12 protein-coding genes are annotated in these 14731 nt (G+C 63.1%); 7 read left to right on the top strand and 5 right to left on the bottom strand.

Annotated elements, in window-relative coordinates:
- Nucleotides 1-72: 72 nt before the first annotated feature.
- The 3 genes from ACE3PP_RS18165 to ACE3PP_RS18175 form a co-directional block, all read right to left on the bottom strand.
- Nucleotides 73-2451 carry an adenosylcobalamin-dependent ribonucleoside-diphosphate reductase gene (locus tag ACE3PP_RS18165; protein WP_374384683.1) on the bottom strand — a complete coding sequence of 793 codons (2379 nt, stop codon included), beginning with the start codon at nt 2449-2451 and terminating at the stop codon, nt 73-75.
- Between the two features lie 205 nt (nt 2452-2656).
- Nucleotides 2657-3472, bottom strand: coding sequence for an alpha/beta hydrolase (locus ACE3PP_RS18170; protein ID WP_374384684.1), 816 nt, complete (start codon nt 3470-3472; stop codon nt 2657-2659).
- Nucleotides 3473-3546: 74 nt separating this feature from the next.
- The gene (locus ACE3PP_RS18175; protein WP_374384685.1) at nt 3547-3939 is read right to left on the bottom strand and encodes a hypothetical protein; all 393 of its coding nucleotides are present in this window, start codon (nt 3937-3939) and stop codon (nt 3547-3549) included.
- 69 nt (nt 3940-4008) lie between these two features.
- On the opposite strand from ACE3PP_RS18175, the gene ACE3PP_RS18180 reads away from it, so the two are divergent.
- Nucleotides 4009-4980, top strand: a complete 972-nt coding sequence (locus tag ACE3PP_RS18180; RefSeq protein ID WP_374384686.1) for a fatty acid desaturase — start codon at nt 4009-4011, stop codon at nt 4978-4980.
- Nucleotides 4981-5138: 158 nt separating this feature from the next.
- Nucleotides 5139-5567, top strand: coding sequence for a cold-shock protein (locus ACE3PP_RS18185; RefSeq protein ID WP_374384687.1), 429 nt, complete (start codon nt 5139-5141; stop codon nt 5565-5567).
- A gap of 176 nt (nt 5568-5743) precedes the next feature.
- On the opposite strand, the gene ACE3PP_RS18190 is transcribed toward ACE3PP_RS18185, so the two are convergent.
- Nucleotides 5744-6241 (bottom strand): GreA/GreB family elongation factor, encoded by a 498-nt coding sequence (locus ACE3PP_RS18190; RefSeq protein WP_374384688.1) that lies wholly within the window; start codon nt 6239-6241, stop codon nt 5744-5746.
- A 272-nt stretch (nt 6242-6513) separates the two neighbouring features.
- Between ACE3PP_RS18190 and ACE3PP_RS18195 the strand changes: the two genes are divergently transcribed.
- From ACE3PP_RS18195 to ACE3PP_RS18215, 5 genes are all read left to right on the top strand, one after another.
- Nucleotides 6514-7689, top strand: coding sequence for an NAD(P)/FAD-dependent oxidoreductase (locus ACE3PP_RS18195; protein WP_374384689.1), 1176 nt, complete (start codon nt 6514-6516; stop codon nt 7687-7689).
- A gap of 25 nt (nt 7690-7714) precedes the next feature.
- Entirely contained in the window at nt 7715-8242 is a 528-nt protein-coding gene (locus ACE3PP_RS18200) for a glycine cleavage system protein R (RefSeq protein ID WP_374384690.1), read from the top strand.
- A gap of 9 nt (nt 8243-8251) precedes the next feature.
- Nucleotides 8252-9205, top strand: a complete 954-nt coding sequence (locus ACE3PP_RS18205) for a GlxA family transcriptional regulator (RefSeq protein ID WP_374384692.1) — start codon at nt 8252-8254, stop codon at nt 9203-9205.
- Between the two features lie 84 nt (nt 9206-9289).
- Nucleotides 9290-12589 (top strand): EAL domain-containing protein, encoded by a 3300-nt coding sequence (locus tag ACE3PP_RS18210; protein ID WP_374384694.1) that lies wholly within the window; start codon nt 9290-9292, stop codon nt 12587-12589.
- Between the two features lie 113 nt (nt 12590-12702).
- A complete protein-coding gene (locus tag ACE3PP_RS18215) occupies nt 12703-14301 on the top strand; it encodes an alkaline phosphatase (protein WP_374384695.1) in 1599 nt (532 codons plus the stop codon).
- Here the strand turns inward: ACE3PP_RS18215 and ACE3PP_RS18220 are convergent.
- Complete coding sequence (locus tag ACE3PP_RS18220) at nt 14245-14616, bottom strand: hypothetical protein (RefSeq protein ID WP_374384696.1); 372 nt, start codon at nt 14614-14616, stop codon at nt 14245-14247. The genes ACE3PP_RS18215 and ACE3PP_RS18220 overlap by 57 nt on opposite strands.
- Nucleotides 14617-14731 lie beyond the last annotated feature (115 nt).

The raw sequence follows: 14731 nt of genomic DNA on the forward strand, positions 1-14731 counted from the left end.
CCCGATCACCACCCGTCGTGGTCGGGTTCATGTCTGGCGTGAGCATAGCAGCAGGGAGCGCGGCGCTCACCCTCATCCGCACTTGCTGTAGCCGCAGGAGGTGCAGAGGTCGCAGCCTTCCTGGCGGATGAGCGAGGGGGAATTGCATTTGGGGCAGTGCGGCAGTTTGCGGCCGCCGGCATCGCCATTGCCTTGCCCGTCGGAGAGGTTGGCGACTTTGCGCGCCACCATGCGTTCGAGTTCCTCGCGGTCCTGGCGCGGGTCGGGCATGAAGCCGATGGCAATGAGGTGGCGTTCGATCACTTCGCCGATGGCGGCGAGGAGCGAGGGCACGTAGCGGCCACTGACCCATGAGCCGCCGCGCGGATCGAACACAGCTTTCAATTCCTCGACCACGAAGGAGATGTCGCCGCCGCGGCGGAACACGGCCGAGATCATGCGCGTGAGGCCGACCGTCCAGGCGTAATGCTCCATGTTCTTCGAGTTGATGAAGACCTCGAACGGGCGGCGGCGGCCATCCTGGATGACATCGTTGATGGTGATGTAAATGGCATGGTCGCTTTCCGGCCAGCGCACCTTGTAGGTGGCGCCGGGCAAAGCCTCGGGCCGGTCCAAGGGCTGGGTCATGTAGACGACGCCGCCCGCCTCGTAGACATCCTGCGGCTTGGTCGCATCGATGCGCACGGGCTCGGATTGCGGCACGGGCTTCTGCACCACGAGCGGCAGTTCGGCCTGGGGCTTGGGCGCGTCCTTTTTCACTTCGAGCACCGAGCCGGTGACGTCGTTGGGCCGGTAGGTGGTGCAGCCCTTGCAGCCCATTTCATAGGCTTCGGTGTAGACGCTCTTGAAATCCTCGAACGAGAGATCGACCGGGCAGTTGATGGTCTTCGAGATCGAGCTGTCGATATGCTTCTGCACCGTCGCTTGCATCACGACATGGTCGTGAGGGCTCAAGCTCTGGGCATCGACGAAGTAATCGGGGAGCGGCGTGTCCTCGCCCTTCAGCCGGTGGAACAGGCGATAGGCATAGTCGGTCACGTCCTCCGCCTGGCGGGTGCCGTCGGGCATGAGGACATGGCGGGTGTATTTGAAGCTGAAGACCGGCTCCAACCCCGAGGAGACATTATCGGCAAAGAGCGAGATCGTGCCGGTGGGGGCGATCGAGGTGAGGAGCGCGTTGCGGATGCCGTGCTTGGCGATCGCCGCCTGCACATCCTTGTCGAGGGTCTTCACCGTCTCGGAGGCCAGGAACTTTTCCTTGTCGAAGAGCGGGAAGGCGCCCTTCTCGGCCGCGAGTTCGGTCGAGGCGAGATAGGCCGCGCGGGAAATGGCGCGGAGCCAATCGTCGGTGAGCTTGATGGCCTTGGGGCCGCCATAGCGCGCCTCGCACATGATGAGGGCGTCGGCGAGGCCGGTGACGCCGAGACCGATGCGGCGCTTGTTCTTCGCCTCCTCCCGCTGGGCCTCCAGCGGGAAGTTCGAGACGTCGATGGTGTTGTCCATCATCCGCACGGCAGTCCTGACCAATCGGTCAAGTGCCTGGACATCGAGATGCGCCTCGGCCGTGAACGGGTCGCGGATGAGGGTGGTGAGGTTGATCGACCCGAGGAGGCAGGCGCCATAGGGCGGCAGGGGCTGCTCGCCGCACGGATTGGTCGCACTGATCGTTTCGACGTAGTGCAGATTGTTCTTCTGATTGATGCGGTCGATGAAGATGACGCCGGGTTCGGCATAGGCATAGGTCGCCCGCATGATCCGGTCCCAGAGCTCGCGCGCCTGGACCACCCGGTAGGTGGTGCCGCCGAACTTCAGCTCCCACGGTTCGTCGGCCTTGACCGCCGCCATGAAGGCGTCGCTGACCAGGACCGAGAGGTTGAACATCCGCAGGCGCCCGGCGGTCTGCTTGGCGTCGATGAAGGCTTCGATATCCGGATGGTCGCAGCGCAGGGTCGCCATCATGGCGCCGCGCCGGTGGCCGGCCGACATGATGGTCCGGCACATCGCGTCCCAGACATCCATGAAGGTAAGCGGGCCGGAGGCATCGGCCCCCACCCCCTTCACCGGGGCGCCCCGGGGCCGGAGGGTCGAGAAATCGTAACCGATGCCGCCCCCCTGCTGCATGGTCAGCGCCGCTTCGCGGAGGTGGGCAAAGATGCCGCCCATATCGTCCGGGATCGTCCCCATGACGAAGCAGTTGAAGAGCGTCACGGTGCGCTTGGCACCGGCACCGGCCAGGATGCGGCCCGCGGGCAGGAACTTGAAATCGGCCAGCGCCTCGGCAAAGGCCTCGGTCCATTTCTCGCGGGTCGAGGGTGCCTCGGCCTCGGCCAAGGCGGTGGCGACGCGGCCCCAGGTCTCCTCGATCGTCTTGTCGAGAGCGATCCCGTCCAGCGATTTCAGCCGGTATTTCATGTCCCAGATCTGTTGGGAGATCGCCGCAACCTGCGCCATTTCAGTCCATCCTCACGCGGGGTAATCAAGCCTCTGAGTTAACCACTTTCGACCCCGCAACGTCAATCCATGTTCCTTGTTTATTCTCCCCAGAATATCCACAAGGAATGAAATTCAATATTCTGAAATTAAAAGATATTTCTGAAGAATACACACCCCGCAAGGCCTGTGGATAAACTTGTCCACGCAATGCTCTTCGGCGGGTCTATTGGGCCGACTTGCCGAGCTCTTCGAGGAAGGCCAGAACCCGCTCCGGCATGCCGTGCTGCATGAGGTCGTTATGGCCGGCAAGCGGCGGAAAGAAGCCGGCTTTCGGTTCGCGCGCCGCCTCGAAAACCATGCGCCCGAACATGGCCGGGGTGGTGCGGTCGAGATCGCCGTGGATCACCAGCAAGGGCATGTTGACCGCCGCGATCTTGGAAAGCGTATCGAACTTGTCCCGGACCAGGAGATCGAAGGCGAGATAGCGGTAGCGCTGCCGCGCCGAGCGCAGGATCGAGGCGAAGGGGGCTTCGAGAATGAGCCCCCGCGCCGGGCGCTCGGTCGCCATCTGGGTCGCCACCGCCGAACCCAGGGATTCGCCGAAGATGATCAAGCGATCCGGGCCAACACCTTGCTTCTGCAGGAAATCAAGTGCCGCCCGGGCATCGGCATAGAGCCCCTGCTCGGTCGGCGTGCCGGGATTGCCGCCATAACCGCGATAGCCCGCCAGCAGCACGCCATAGCCTGCCGCCGCATAAGGGACGATGCGCACCACCCGGTCGCCATGATGGCCGGCATTGCCGTGGAAATAGGCGATCGTCTGCCCATCGGGCCGGGCGGGCGGCAGATACCAGCCAATGAGGTCGACCCCATCCTGGGTCCGGTAAGTGACGGGAGCGAGACCCTGGGGTGCTGCATAATCTTCGAGCCGCGCCGTCTCGCTCTTCGGGTTGAAGACGATCTTGCGCTGGCGGGTGAAGAGCAGCAGGAGGGCCAGCAGATAGGCGGCACCCAGCAATATCAGAACAGCCCAAATCATCCCCGCCCGCCCCCAGTCCGAACTCAATCTCAACGCGCAGCGTTACGCACCAATCACATGGATTTCAAGCAAAGTTACGGTGACGGCGGTGGCAATTGGCGGTTCCTGAAATAGGCTGTGAAGCGCCGGACGGCATCGCCCCCTTCGGTCCGGCACCAGGTCTTTTGGCCGGAGAGGCCCCGGTCCTGATACTCATCATCGACCGCCCGCAAGGCCATGATGCGGACCGCCTTCTCGTCCGTTGGCCCGACATGCCCACGCGCCAGCTGATCGAGCCGCAGCAGGGCAAAGCCGTTATGGACCGGCGCGTCGACCAAACCGCAATATTCGGCAACGCCGTAATCATAATAGGTGCGCAGCAGGTCGGGATGCGGGCTTGCCGGGAGGGTCGGTTCGGCCCATGCCGGGAGGGCCGCCAACATCACGGCGACCGGCTGGACGGAGAACCAAAAGCACCTGCGCCGCATCGCCGCCCCTCTCTTTCGACCCCACGATTGCCCGTTGCCTCATCCGCCATGTTACGTCATCAAAGGGTCATGACGGAGTTAACATCGCATCCTGAGACGCGCCGCTTTCGGCGGATCAATCGCGCGCTCCTCGGCTTCTATGCCGGTTCGACCCTCTTTGCCTTCTTCGGCCTGCCGCTGCTGGTACGGACCGGGTCGCCGGCCTGGATCTGGTGCCTCCTCCCCCTCGCCCTCATCGCCAACGGCTATTGGGCGACACTGCATGAGGCGATCCACGGCCAGCTGCTGGGGAATGCCGAGCGCAACCGGACGGCCGGTCGGGTCCTTGCCATCCTGTGGGGCTCGTCCTTCCGCCTGCTGCGGTTCGGCCATTTGATGCACCACCGATTCAACCGGCATAAACTTGACCGACCGGACAGCTTCGATCCCGCAACCACCTCGCCGCTGGTGGCGCGCCTGCGCTTCTTCGGTGAAGCGCTGGGCGGGCTCTATGTGATCGAGGTGCTGACCCCGCTCCTCTATCTGCTGCCGCGATCCTTCGTGGCGGGCATGGTGCGGTCGCTCTATGCCGGGGATGAGGCGCCGATGCCGCGCCTGCGCCCGCTGGCGGAACAAGCGCTGGCAGGTCCCAAGGGGATCGCCGAGATCCGGCAGGATGCGGTGTTCACCCTCATCATCCTGGGGACGGCGGCCCTCGCTTGGGGCCCCTGGTGGCCGGCTCTGGCCGGGTTCCTGCTGGCACGCGGTCTGCTCGTCTCGTTCCTGGACAATGTCTATCATTTCCGCACGCCGCTCGATCAGGTCGACTACGCCTACAACCTCGCTTTGCCCGGACCGCTGCAGGCCCTGTTCCTCAATATGAACATGCACCGCGTCCACCACCGTAGGATGCATTTGCCCTGGTGGCGGCTGCCCCGCCAGTTCGCCCAGGATGGGGAATTCTTCGACGGCGGACTGCCAGCTGCTGCATTGCGGCAACTAACGGGGCCAGCTTCCGTGACCCAGTTGCAACAGGTCGCACGGACACCGGCCTCGACTTAACCCGCCGCAACAAGAAATGGCGGAAAGCGTATTACCAGTCTTGCATTTCCGTTTGGTGCAGCCCATTCTGAACGCGGCTTTTCGGCATGACCCGCTCATCCTCGATTGGCGGTCATGGTGGAGTGCCTATCTCTAGTCCTGATTTTAAGAGCGCACTCATGACTGACCAATACCAGTCCTCCGGCGGCAGCGAGCTCAGGGGGAAGATTAAGTGGTTCAATCCGGAGAAGGGCTTCGGCTTCGTCACGCCGGCGGATGGCTCTTCTGATGTGTTCCTGCATATCTCGGCCCTCAAAGATGCCGGTCTGCAGGATGCGCCCGAAGGCTCGACCATCACCTGTGAGGTTGGCCAGGGACGCAAAGGGATCCAGGTGCTTCGCGTGATCAATCTGGATACATCGACAGCGGCACCTTCGCGCCCGGCGGCACCGCGCCGTCCGTTCGGTGGCGGCGGCGGTGGTGGCGGTGGGCGTCGTGACTTTGGCGATCGCGGCGGCTATGGCGGCGGTGATCGTGGCGGCTATGGTGGAGATCGCGGTGGCGATCGCGGCGGATATGGCCGCGGCTCGCGTCATCACGACGATTGAGGCCGGGTTCAGGTTCCAATCGGCAGTGATGTCGGCCTAGCGGCAAGCGGCGACCGCAATCAGGTCGCCGTTACAAGCCGCGTTGCGCATCCATTTGTACGGAAGATCGAAAAGCCCACGCCCGTCACCGGGTCGTGGGCTTATCTGTTTGCGGCCCGCGCCAAGCTGCGCGGCCCTCAAGCCTTGGCGTAGGAAATCCGCGTCACTTCCAGCTGCAAATTGCCGGCCGGGCGCTTCCAGAGGACGGTGTCGCCGACTTTGGCATCCTTGAGTGCCAAGGCGATGGGCGAGACCCAGGAGAGTTTGCCAGCGTTGGGGTCGGCTTCGTCCTCGCCGACGATCTGGAAATGGCGCTCCACATCGTTCTCGTCGACCGTGTCGACGATGGCGCCGAAATCGACGACGTCCTGGGGCTGCGCCTCGATATCGACCACGACAGCGCGCACGAGCCGCTCTTGGACGTAACGCAGATCGCGTTCGACCACGAGCAATTGCTCCTTGTCGAGCAATTGATCTTCGCCCAGCAATTTGGCGCGCTGATCCTCCAGCGCCGCCTCCTGCTGGCGGAGAAGATCGAGGCCGTGGGGCGTCACCAGATTGGGATGCGGCGATTGCGGGCGCTCCGGCAATTCGGTCGCCTGGTCATCATTTTCCTTCACAAACGCGCGGCTCATGCAAACTCTCACTCAATAAATGTACGTTCTTCCTAAGCTAGGCAGCAAAAGGACGCCGTCAAGACCGGGATGCATCCTTTGGCCCCAACCTGCCCTGCCGGTCCATTTACCAAATCCAGCTGACGATTCCATCACCACCCCCAACAATCGAAGCACCCGACCGTTGCCGTCTTCTTCTGTTACCGCTGTCAGGTACCGTGGGTGTGGACCGTGACGCGCCGGCCCCTTATAACGAGCGCAACCCCAATCACAGCAAACGATCGCGCCTCAAAATGCAAAGCTTCGACGTAGTCATCATCGGTGGCGGTGTGGTCGGCTCCTCGGCCGCCTACTTCCTCAGCACCCAGCCGGATTTCAACGGTACCATCGCCGTGATCGAAAAGGACCCCACCTATGCCGAGGCGGCGACGCCCCGATCGGCCGGTGGCGTGCGCCTGCAATTCTCGACCGCCGAAAACGTCCTGATGGGTGCCTTCGGCGCCAGCTTCATCAAATCGGCGGATGAGCATCTGAAGGTCGGCAATGAAGGGGCGGGCGTCGAGTTCCGCGAGAACGGCTATTTGTTCCTGGCAACCGGCGCCGGCCTGAAGACGCTGCTCAACAACCAGCGCCTGCAGCACGAACTGGGGGCGGCGACCGAGCTGCTCAATCCGCGCGAATTGCAGGATACGTTCCCCTGGCTGAATACCACCGACCTTGCCGGCGGCAGCTTCGGCCCGATCAATGAAGGCTGGACCGATCCCTACAGCCTGCTGCAGGCCTTCAAGCGCAAGGCACGCTCGCAGGGCGTCACCTACATCAACAACACGGTGACGGGCCTGACGCGCGTGGGCAACCGCATCACCGAAGTCAAGCTGGCGAGTGGCGAGACGATCGCCTGCGGCTGCGCCATCAACACGGCGGGCTGCCAGGGCCGTACCATCGCCGCCATGGCTGGCATCGATCTGCCGGTGCATTCCAGGAAGCGTTTCATCTATGTCTTCGATTGCCGCGACGAGCTCGAAAAGGTGCCGCTCACCATCGATCCGAGCGGCGTCTGGTTCCGCCCCGAAGGCGCGCAGTTCATCTGCGGCGTCTCGCCGGAGGAACATGACGACCCCGACAGCTTCGATTTCGAGCTCGACTATCGCCTGTTCGAGGAACTGATCTGGCCGACGCTGGCACACCGCGTTCCCTCGTTCGAGGCTATCAAGCTGGTGCGTGCCTGGGCGGGCCATTACGATTACAACGTCTTCGACCAGAACGTCATCGTCGGCTTCGCCCCCGGCATCGACAACATGCTGCTTGCCAACGGCTTCTCGGGCCACGGGCTGCAGCAGTCGCCCGCCATCGGCCGCGCCTTGAGCGAACTGGTGACTTTCGGGCAGTATCGTAGCCTCGATTTGCGCCGCTTCGGCTATGACCGGTTGATGACCGGCGCCGCCTTGCGTGAGCAGAACGTCGTCTGACCGGCCACAGGGGAGCGATCCATCCATGAACAGCACGGCCCTTATCTCCATCATCTGCGAAGATCATTCCGGCCTCATTGCCGAGGTGACGGGCCGGCTGTTCGACCTGGGCATCAATCTGGGCGACACCACCTTTGCCGTCCTCGGCGGCGGTGCCGAATTCACGCTGGTCGCCAAGCTGCCGCAAGGGACGTCGCTCGGCGACGTCGAAAAGGAATTGCGCACCCTGCCCCTCCTCAAGGACGCCAAGCTCACCGTCACCACTTTCCAATACCGCGAGAGCCATGATGAGCAGGCGCTGATCACACACCGCGTCGAGATCACCGGCGACGACAGTCCGGGCCTGATCGCGCGCCTATCCGAGGCGCTGCCCAAATTCGGCGCCAATATCGTGCGCCTCAATTCGGAATCGATCCCGTCGGCCTCAGGCGCGCGCTTCCTGTTGCGCATGGCCTTGTCGGTGCCGGCGGCCAAGGCCGCCACCTGCATGGCGACCATCGCCAACACGGCTTCGCAATTGAATTTGCGCTGCCACTGGCAGCAGGTCGGCTGACGGCAAAACGTGAGTACCGACGCCACCACACGCCAAATCGGCATCGTGCTGGTGCCGGACTTCGCCCTGGCGTCCTTTTCGATGGTGATCGAGCCGCTGCGCATCGCCAATCGCCTCTCCGGCCGCAAGCTCTATGATTGGACGTTGCTGTCCGACAGCGGCGGCGCGGTGGCGTCGAGTGCCGGTATCGAGTTGCAGACGGTGCCGATGAGCGCCGTGCGCGACCGGATCTTCGATCTTGCTCTGATCTGCGCCGGCTTTCATGCCGAGCGCTTCAAGGCGGCGAGCGTGCTCAACTGGCTGCGCCGGCACCATCGGCTGGGCCGCGATGTGGGCGCCGTTTCGACCGGCACCTTTGTCCTGGCACGAGCCGGGCTGCTGACCGGGCGTCGCTGCACCGTGCATTGGGATTTCCGCCCGAGCCTCGCCGAGCTCTATCCGGATCTCGACCTGGCCGACGAATTGTTCGTCATCGATCGCGGCATCGTCACCTCGGCCGGGTCGATCGCGGCACTCGATCTGATGCTGCGCCTCATCGCCGACCAGCAGGGTCTTGCCTTCTCGAAGGCGGTCGGTGAGCAGTTCGTGCATAGCGGCGCCCGCGGTGCCGGCGAGCATCAGCGCGGCGACCTCATCCACCGCCTCGGGACCGCCAAGCCGATCCTCATCGAGGCGGTCAAGAAGATGGAGGAATGCCTTGACCGCACGCTGTCGCCAGCCGACATCGCGCGCTCCCTCGGCATTTCGCAGCGCCAGCTGGAGCGCCAATTCCGCACGCAGTTGGGGCGCACACCCGTCGCCTATCACCGCGATCTCCGGCTGGATCAAGCCCGACGGCTCCTCTCCCAGACGAGCCTTGCGGTGACGGATATCGCGCTTTCCTGCGGCTTCGGCTCGCCATCGCATTTCGCCCAACTCTATCGACAACGTTTCGGACATCTGCCACATCAGGAGCGTAATTAGGCATTCTTGCCTGGATCCTGCAGTTAAGACGATTTTTACGCGCCATTGGTAGCCTCCGGCTCGACGAAATCGCAGACGGCTCGGATGAAACGCTGGAAACGCAATCGCCTGATCTTCTCGGTCGCCGCTGCCTACAGCGTGGGCGCGACTTTGTGGATTCTCGGCTCTGACGCGTTGCTGGGCGGTTTCACAGACCCGGCGATGGGACAAGCGCTCGGCACATTGAAGGGTCTCGCCTTCGTCGGCATCACGACGGCGCTGTTGATCATTGTCTTGCGCTATATGCCTTGGGCCGCATCGGCTCCAACCGCGACCGAACCGAAGGGGTCCAATCTTCCCAACGTCGTCGCCATTGCAGCCCTCGGCGTCAGCATCGGCATCGTCGCCTTCATCGCCTATGGCAGCGAAGCGGAGATCGCCAAGCACAACAAGCTGTTGGAGCTGCAAGCGGTCGCGCGATTGAAAGTTACCGGCCTGTCGCAATGGCTGACGGAGCGGCGGGCCGACGCCGATTCAATCGGCCATGAGACTCTGCTGCAGGAAACAATCTTGGCATGGCGCCGGCAGGATACAGGGGCGACGCGGGATCGAACCCTCGCCGCCCTCCGAGAAGCGCGTCTAGCCCACGGCTTTGCCCGCATCAGCCTGCTGACCGCCAACGGTGATCTGCTGCTGTCGACCAACCCGCTGATCCAGGACGGCAGCCGCTATGCCGAAATTGCGCGCGCAGCAAACGCCAGGCGCAACGCAACCTTCGTCGATCTCTATCGTGAGCCGAGCGATCAACTGGTTCATCTGGCTTTTGCCGTCGCCCTGCCGACATTGGACGGTTCCGACAGCCGCGGACGCGATGTGCTGCTGTTCGATTTGCGGGCGGCAGATTTCATCGACCCCTATCTGGCGAGCTGGCCCTTCCCCGGTGCACAAGGGGAGATCGTCATGGGCCGCCGCGAAGGTGACATGGCGGTCGTGCTCAATTCGCTGCCCGACACGCCGAACAGCGCCCTCGTCATCAGCGTTCCCCTGACGCGCAAGGATTCGCCGGTCGTGCGTTATTTGACGGAAGGGGAGCAACTGATCGACGGCCTCGACTATAACGGCCGCCCGGTCCTTGCCGCCGTCCTTTCCGTGCCTCGCACGGAGTGGGTCGTCGTCGTGAAGATGGACCGGGCCCAGGCATTGTCGGGTATTCAGGGTCGCACGATTTTCACCAGCGTTACCACATTGGCCGGTCTCATCGCGCTCATCGCCATCCTGTCCTATCTGTGGCAGCGTCGGCGCCTGAGGCACGCCCTGGCGGTTCTTGCTGAACGGCACGCGGCTGAGATCGCAGACGCGCATTTCCGCGCTTCCTTCGAGGAGGCACCGGTCGGCATCTGTCACATGGATTTCGACGGTAAGATCCTGCGCGCCAACAAGGAATATTGCCGCGTCCACGGGCAGCCGCTGCAGGTCATACTTGATGGCGGTGTCTTGGAGCTCGCCTTGCCGGAAGATCGCGAGGCGGATACGCGGCTGCTGGAAGCCTTTCGTACCGGACAGATATCCACGTACCGCGGCGAACGGCGCGGCTATCGCAGCGACGGCAGCGAAGTCTGGATTGCCGTTTCGATGTCGGTGGTCCTCGATGCCAACAATCACCCCGGCTATCTGATCGACGTCATCAGCGACATCACCGATCGCAAGAATGCGGAAAAGTCGTTGCAGCAAGCCAACACGGTGTTCAGGAACACCCAGGAAGGCATTGTCGTCACCGACACCAATGGCGATATCATCGCCGTCAATCCAGCGTTCAGCACCATCACCGGCTACGATGAGAAAGAACTGATCGGCAAAAACATCCGCATTCTCCAATCCGGTCAGCACGACCGCGAATTCTATCGCGATATGTGGCTTTCCATCGCCCGCGACGGGTCGTGGCAGGGTGAAATCTGGAACCGGCGCAAGAATGGCGAACCGTTCCCGGAATTCCTCACCATCTCGGCCGTCAAGAATGCCGAGGGGCAAGCAATCAGCTATGTCGGCACCTTTGTCGACATCACCGGCATCAAGGAGACGGAATCGCGCCTGGTGCATCTTGCCCATCACGACGCCCTCACCGGCCTGCCGAACCGGCTGCTGGTGATGTCGCGCCTGAGCTTTGCGATGCAGATCGCGCGACGCAAACACACAACCGGGGCCGTCCTGTTCCTGGATCTCGACCGGTTCAAGAACGTCAACGACAGCCTGGGACATCCGGCCGGCGACGAACTCCTCCTCGCCGTTACCAAGCGGCTGGGATCGCGCCTGCGTGAAAGCGATACGCTGGCGCGGTTGGGTGGTGACGAATTCCTGGTCGTGGTCGAGGATATCAGGGATTCGAATGCCGCGGCTGACCTGGCGCAGGCGCTGCTCGATCAATTCGACGCACCTTTCTCGCTCACGGGTGGGCACGAAGTCTATATCGGCACCAGCATCGGCATCAGCCTGTTTCCGGACGATGGCGACCAGGCGGATGAAATCGTCAAGAATGCGGACGCGGCACTCTATCGTGCCAAGGAAGAAGGGCGCGGCATCTATCGCTTCTACACGGCGGCCCTGACCGACAAGGCCAATGAACGGCTCAACATGGAACGCCGCCTGCGCCGCGCCATCGAGCGCGACGAGTTCCTCCTCCACTATCAGCCGCTGGTCCGTGTGGAAGACCGCCGCATCGTGGGCTTTGAGGCGCTGGTGCGATGGCATGAACCGGGCAACGGGCTGGTGCCGCCCGGCAGCTTCATCCCCCTGGCGGAGGAAACCGGCATCATCCTGCCGCTCGGCGAGCGAGTCCTGCGCATGGCTTGCCTGCAGATGAAGGCGTGGCTCGATGCGGGGCATGAACTTGAAACCATCGCCGTCAATCTGTCGCCGCGGCAATTCCATCTGCCGGACATCGACCAGATCGTGGGTGATATTCTCAAAGATACCGGATTGCCGGCGCACTATCTCGAACTGGAACTCACGGAGAGCGCCCTTATCGACCAGGGCATCGGCGCCGAGATGCGCCTTGCCGCCTTGCGCAAGCTCGGCGCGCGTGTCGCCATCGACGATTTCGGCACCGGCTATTCCTCGCTTGCCTATCTCAAGCGCTTCCCGATCAGCAAGCTGAAGGTCGACCAGAGCTTCGTGCGCGACATTCCCGGCGATCAGGCCGACATGGAGATCACCTCGGCCATCATTGGTCTGGCGCGCAGCCTGCATCTCGATTCCATCGCCGAGGGCGTCGAGACGGAGGCGCAGCTGGACTATCTGCGCGAACAAGGCTGCGGCTTTGCCCAAGGCTATCTTTTCAGCAAGCCGGTCGAACCCGCCCAGGCTGAGACCCTCATCGCCCGCAAGTTCGCCGAGCTTGTCGGCGCATAGTCATCAAACGGACTCGCATTCTTCAGCGTTCTGACTCGCGTCCACCATCCCTTGGTCACGGTCCCTCTCTAATACCCTAAGTGCTGCTAACCCTCTGGCCGCACGGAAGCGCTTTGGGACGACCGACGATCGATCGCCGCCGATTTCTCCTGACAGCCGGATTGGGCTGCGCAGGTGTCGCTGTTTCCAGCAGTGGTTTTGCCAATTTCGCGCCGTTCTACGGAAGCCCGAGCGCGCCGTTCGCACTGTCGCGCAACCCTTTTACGTTGGGGATCGCCAGCGGCGCGCCGCGGGCGGACGGCTTCGTCTTGTGGACCCGGCTTGCACCTGATCCGCTTGATCCCGATCCGGCATCGCCGGGCGGCCTGTCGCTGCGGCATCACCGGCCTGGGATCGAACTCGGCTATGAGATCGCGCGTGATCCGGAATTCCGGCAGATCGAGCGGCGCGGCACCGCGCTGGCCGAGGCCGCTTATGCCTTCTCAGTCCATCTGGACGTAAAGGGCCTCGCCAGCGACCGCCCCTATTGGTACCGGTTTCATCTCGGCCATCATGTGAGCGCCGTAGGTCGCGCGACAACCTTGGCACCCGCCGGCAGGCCACTCCAACGCCTGCGCCTCGGCTTCACCTCCTGCGCCAATCTCGAACGCGGCTATTTCTCGGCCTATCGGCATTTGGCGGCGGAAGAACCCGATCTGGTGTTGATGCTCGGCGACTACATCTATGAGCAGGTCGAACGGAATCGCCCCGTGGTGCGCCGGCACAGCGACAATGCGGTGCCGACAACGCTCGATGGCTATCGCCGCCGCCACGCGCAATACCGGTTGGACCGCGATCTCCAACGTCTCCATGCGACAGCGCCCACCCTGGCGACATGGGACGATCATGAGGTCGAAAACGATTATGCCGGCGATCTGTCGGAGCGCTTTGCCGACCCGATGCAGTTCGCACTGCGGCGGCAGGCTGCCTACCAAGCCTTCTATGAGCATATGCCGCTTCGCGAACGGCCGACGGCCACCGGCCTGCGGGTCCATGACAGCATCACCCTTGGCGATTTGGCGCGGATCTCGCTTCTCGACGGACGGCAATTTCGCAGCGCCGGGGCCTGCTATGGCAAGCCGGACCGCGGTGGCGGTCATCTGGTCGACAGCGTCAGTTGCCCGGAACTCATGGATCCGACACGGTCGATGCTCGGTCCCGTACAAGAGCGCTGGCTCGGTGCCAATCTCGCCACATCCCCGGCGCGCTGGAACCTGCTGGCACAGAACGTCATCATGGCCGAATTGGGCGCGCGCGACGGCGATCGTGTCACTGCCTGGACGGACGCCTGGGACGGCTATCCGGCCGCACGTGCGCGTTTGCTGCAGCAACTGCAGGGCGCGCGCAACCCCATCGTCTTCAGCGGCGATATCCACTCATTCTGGAACAATGACTTGGTGCTGGGCGGGAAACCCGTCGCCAGCGAGTTCGTCACATCCTCGGTCACGTCGGATGGTCCACCACAGGCGCATCTCGCCTCCTTGCTGGCAAGCCATGATCATCTGCGCTTTGCCGACAGCCGCCATCGCGGCTATCTGCTGACCGACATCAATGGCGGGACTTTGACAGCACACATGCGCTCGGTCAGCGACGTGACCGATCCCGATGCCAGCCTGTCAACCTTGCGCAGTTTCGTTGTCGAGGATGGTCGAGCCGGCGCCGCCGCTGCTTGAGACGCTCATCGTCACTTCTTCGACAACCAAGGTTCCGACAATCGCGATGATCGGCAGGGCGCAGGCGAGCAACGCCTTGCCAGCCGGCTGCTGGCGCATCAGATCGCGAATGAGCAAGACCAGGTTGACGAGAAAGAACACAAGGGATGTGAGCCCCCAGACGATCAGCCCGAACATGATGCCGCCCCCGGAATCCGGTCCCTGCGGCCCACCGGCTTCCAGCAACAGGCCGATTCCGGTGATCAAGGCGGTAAAGAGCACATAGCCGATGTTGCGGCGGCCAATTCGCTTGATCAGATTGGTTGCGCCAGCCATGCCTCCCCCTCTCCTGTTGTGATCCCCTTCTCCAATTAGATGATGGCGCCCCCTTGTCAAGCGCGGCGGGACTAGGGTCAGCGCCTTCCGCGGCGCCTCACCGACGCAGCGGCCG

This window comes from Dongia sp., assembly GCF_041910485.1.
Classification (GTDB): Bacteria; Pseudomonadota; Alphaproteobacteria; order Dongiales; family Dongiaceae; genus Dongia.

What these genes read in the sequence shown, in the direction of transcription:
- ACE3PP_RS18190 (WP_374384688.1), bottom strand. Translation starts at nt 6,241, where the DNA reads ATGAGCCGCGCGTTTGTGAAGGAAAATGATGACCAGGCGACCGAATTG.
- ACE3PP_RS18220 (WP_374384696.1), bottom strand. Translation starts at nt 14,616, where the DNA reads ATGGCTGGCGCAACCAATCTGATCAAGCGAATTGGCCGCCGCAACATC.
- ACE3PP_RS18175 (WP_374384685.1), bottom strand. Translation starts at nt 3,939, where the DNA reads ATGCGGCGCAGGTGCTTTTGGTTCTCCGTCCAGCCGGTCGCCGTGATG.
- ACE3PP_RS18165 (WP_374384683.1), bottom strand. Translation starts at nt 2,451, where the DNA reads ATGGCGCAGGTTGCGGCGATCTCCCAACAGATCTGGGACATGAAATAC.
- ACE3PP_RS18200 (WP_374384690.1), top strand. Translation starts at nt 7,715, where the DNA reads ATGAACAGCACGGCCCTTATCTCCATCATCTGCGAAGATCATTCCGGC.
- ACE3PP_RS18210 (WP_374384694.1), top strand. Translation starts at nt 9,290, where the DNA reads ATGAAACGCTGGAAACGCAATCGCCTGATCTTCTCGGTCGCCGCTGCC.
- ACE3PP_RS18180 (WP_374384686.1), top strand. Translation starts at nt 4,009, where the DNA reads ATGACGGAGTTAACATCGCATCCTGAGACGCGCCGCTTTCGGCGGATC.
- ACE3PP_RS18185 (WP_374384687.1), top strand. Translation starts at nt 5,139, where the DNA reads ATGACTGACCAATACCAGTCCTCCGGCGGCAGCGAGCTCAGGGGGAAG.
- ACE3PP_RS18170 (WP_374384684.1), bottom strand. Translation starts at nt 3,472, where the DNA reads ATGATTTGGGCTGTTCTGATATTGCTGGGTGCCGCCTATCTGCTGGCC.
- ACE3PP_RS18195 (WP_374384689.1), top strand. Translation starts at nt 6,514, where the DNA reads ATGCAAAGCTTCGACGTAGTCATCATCGGTGGCGGTGTGGTCGGCTCC.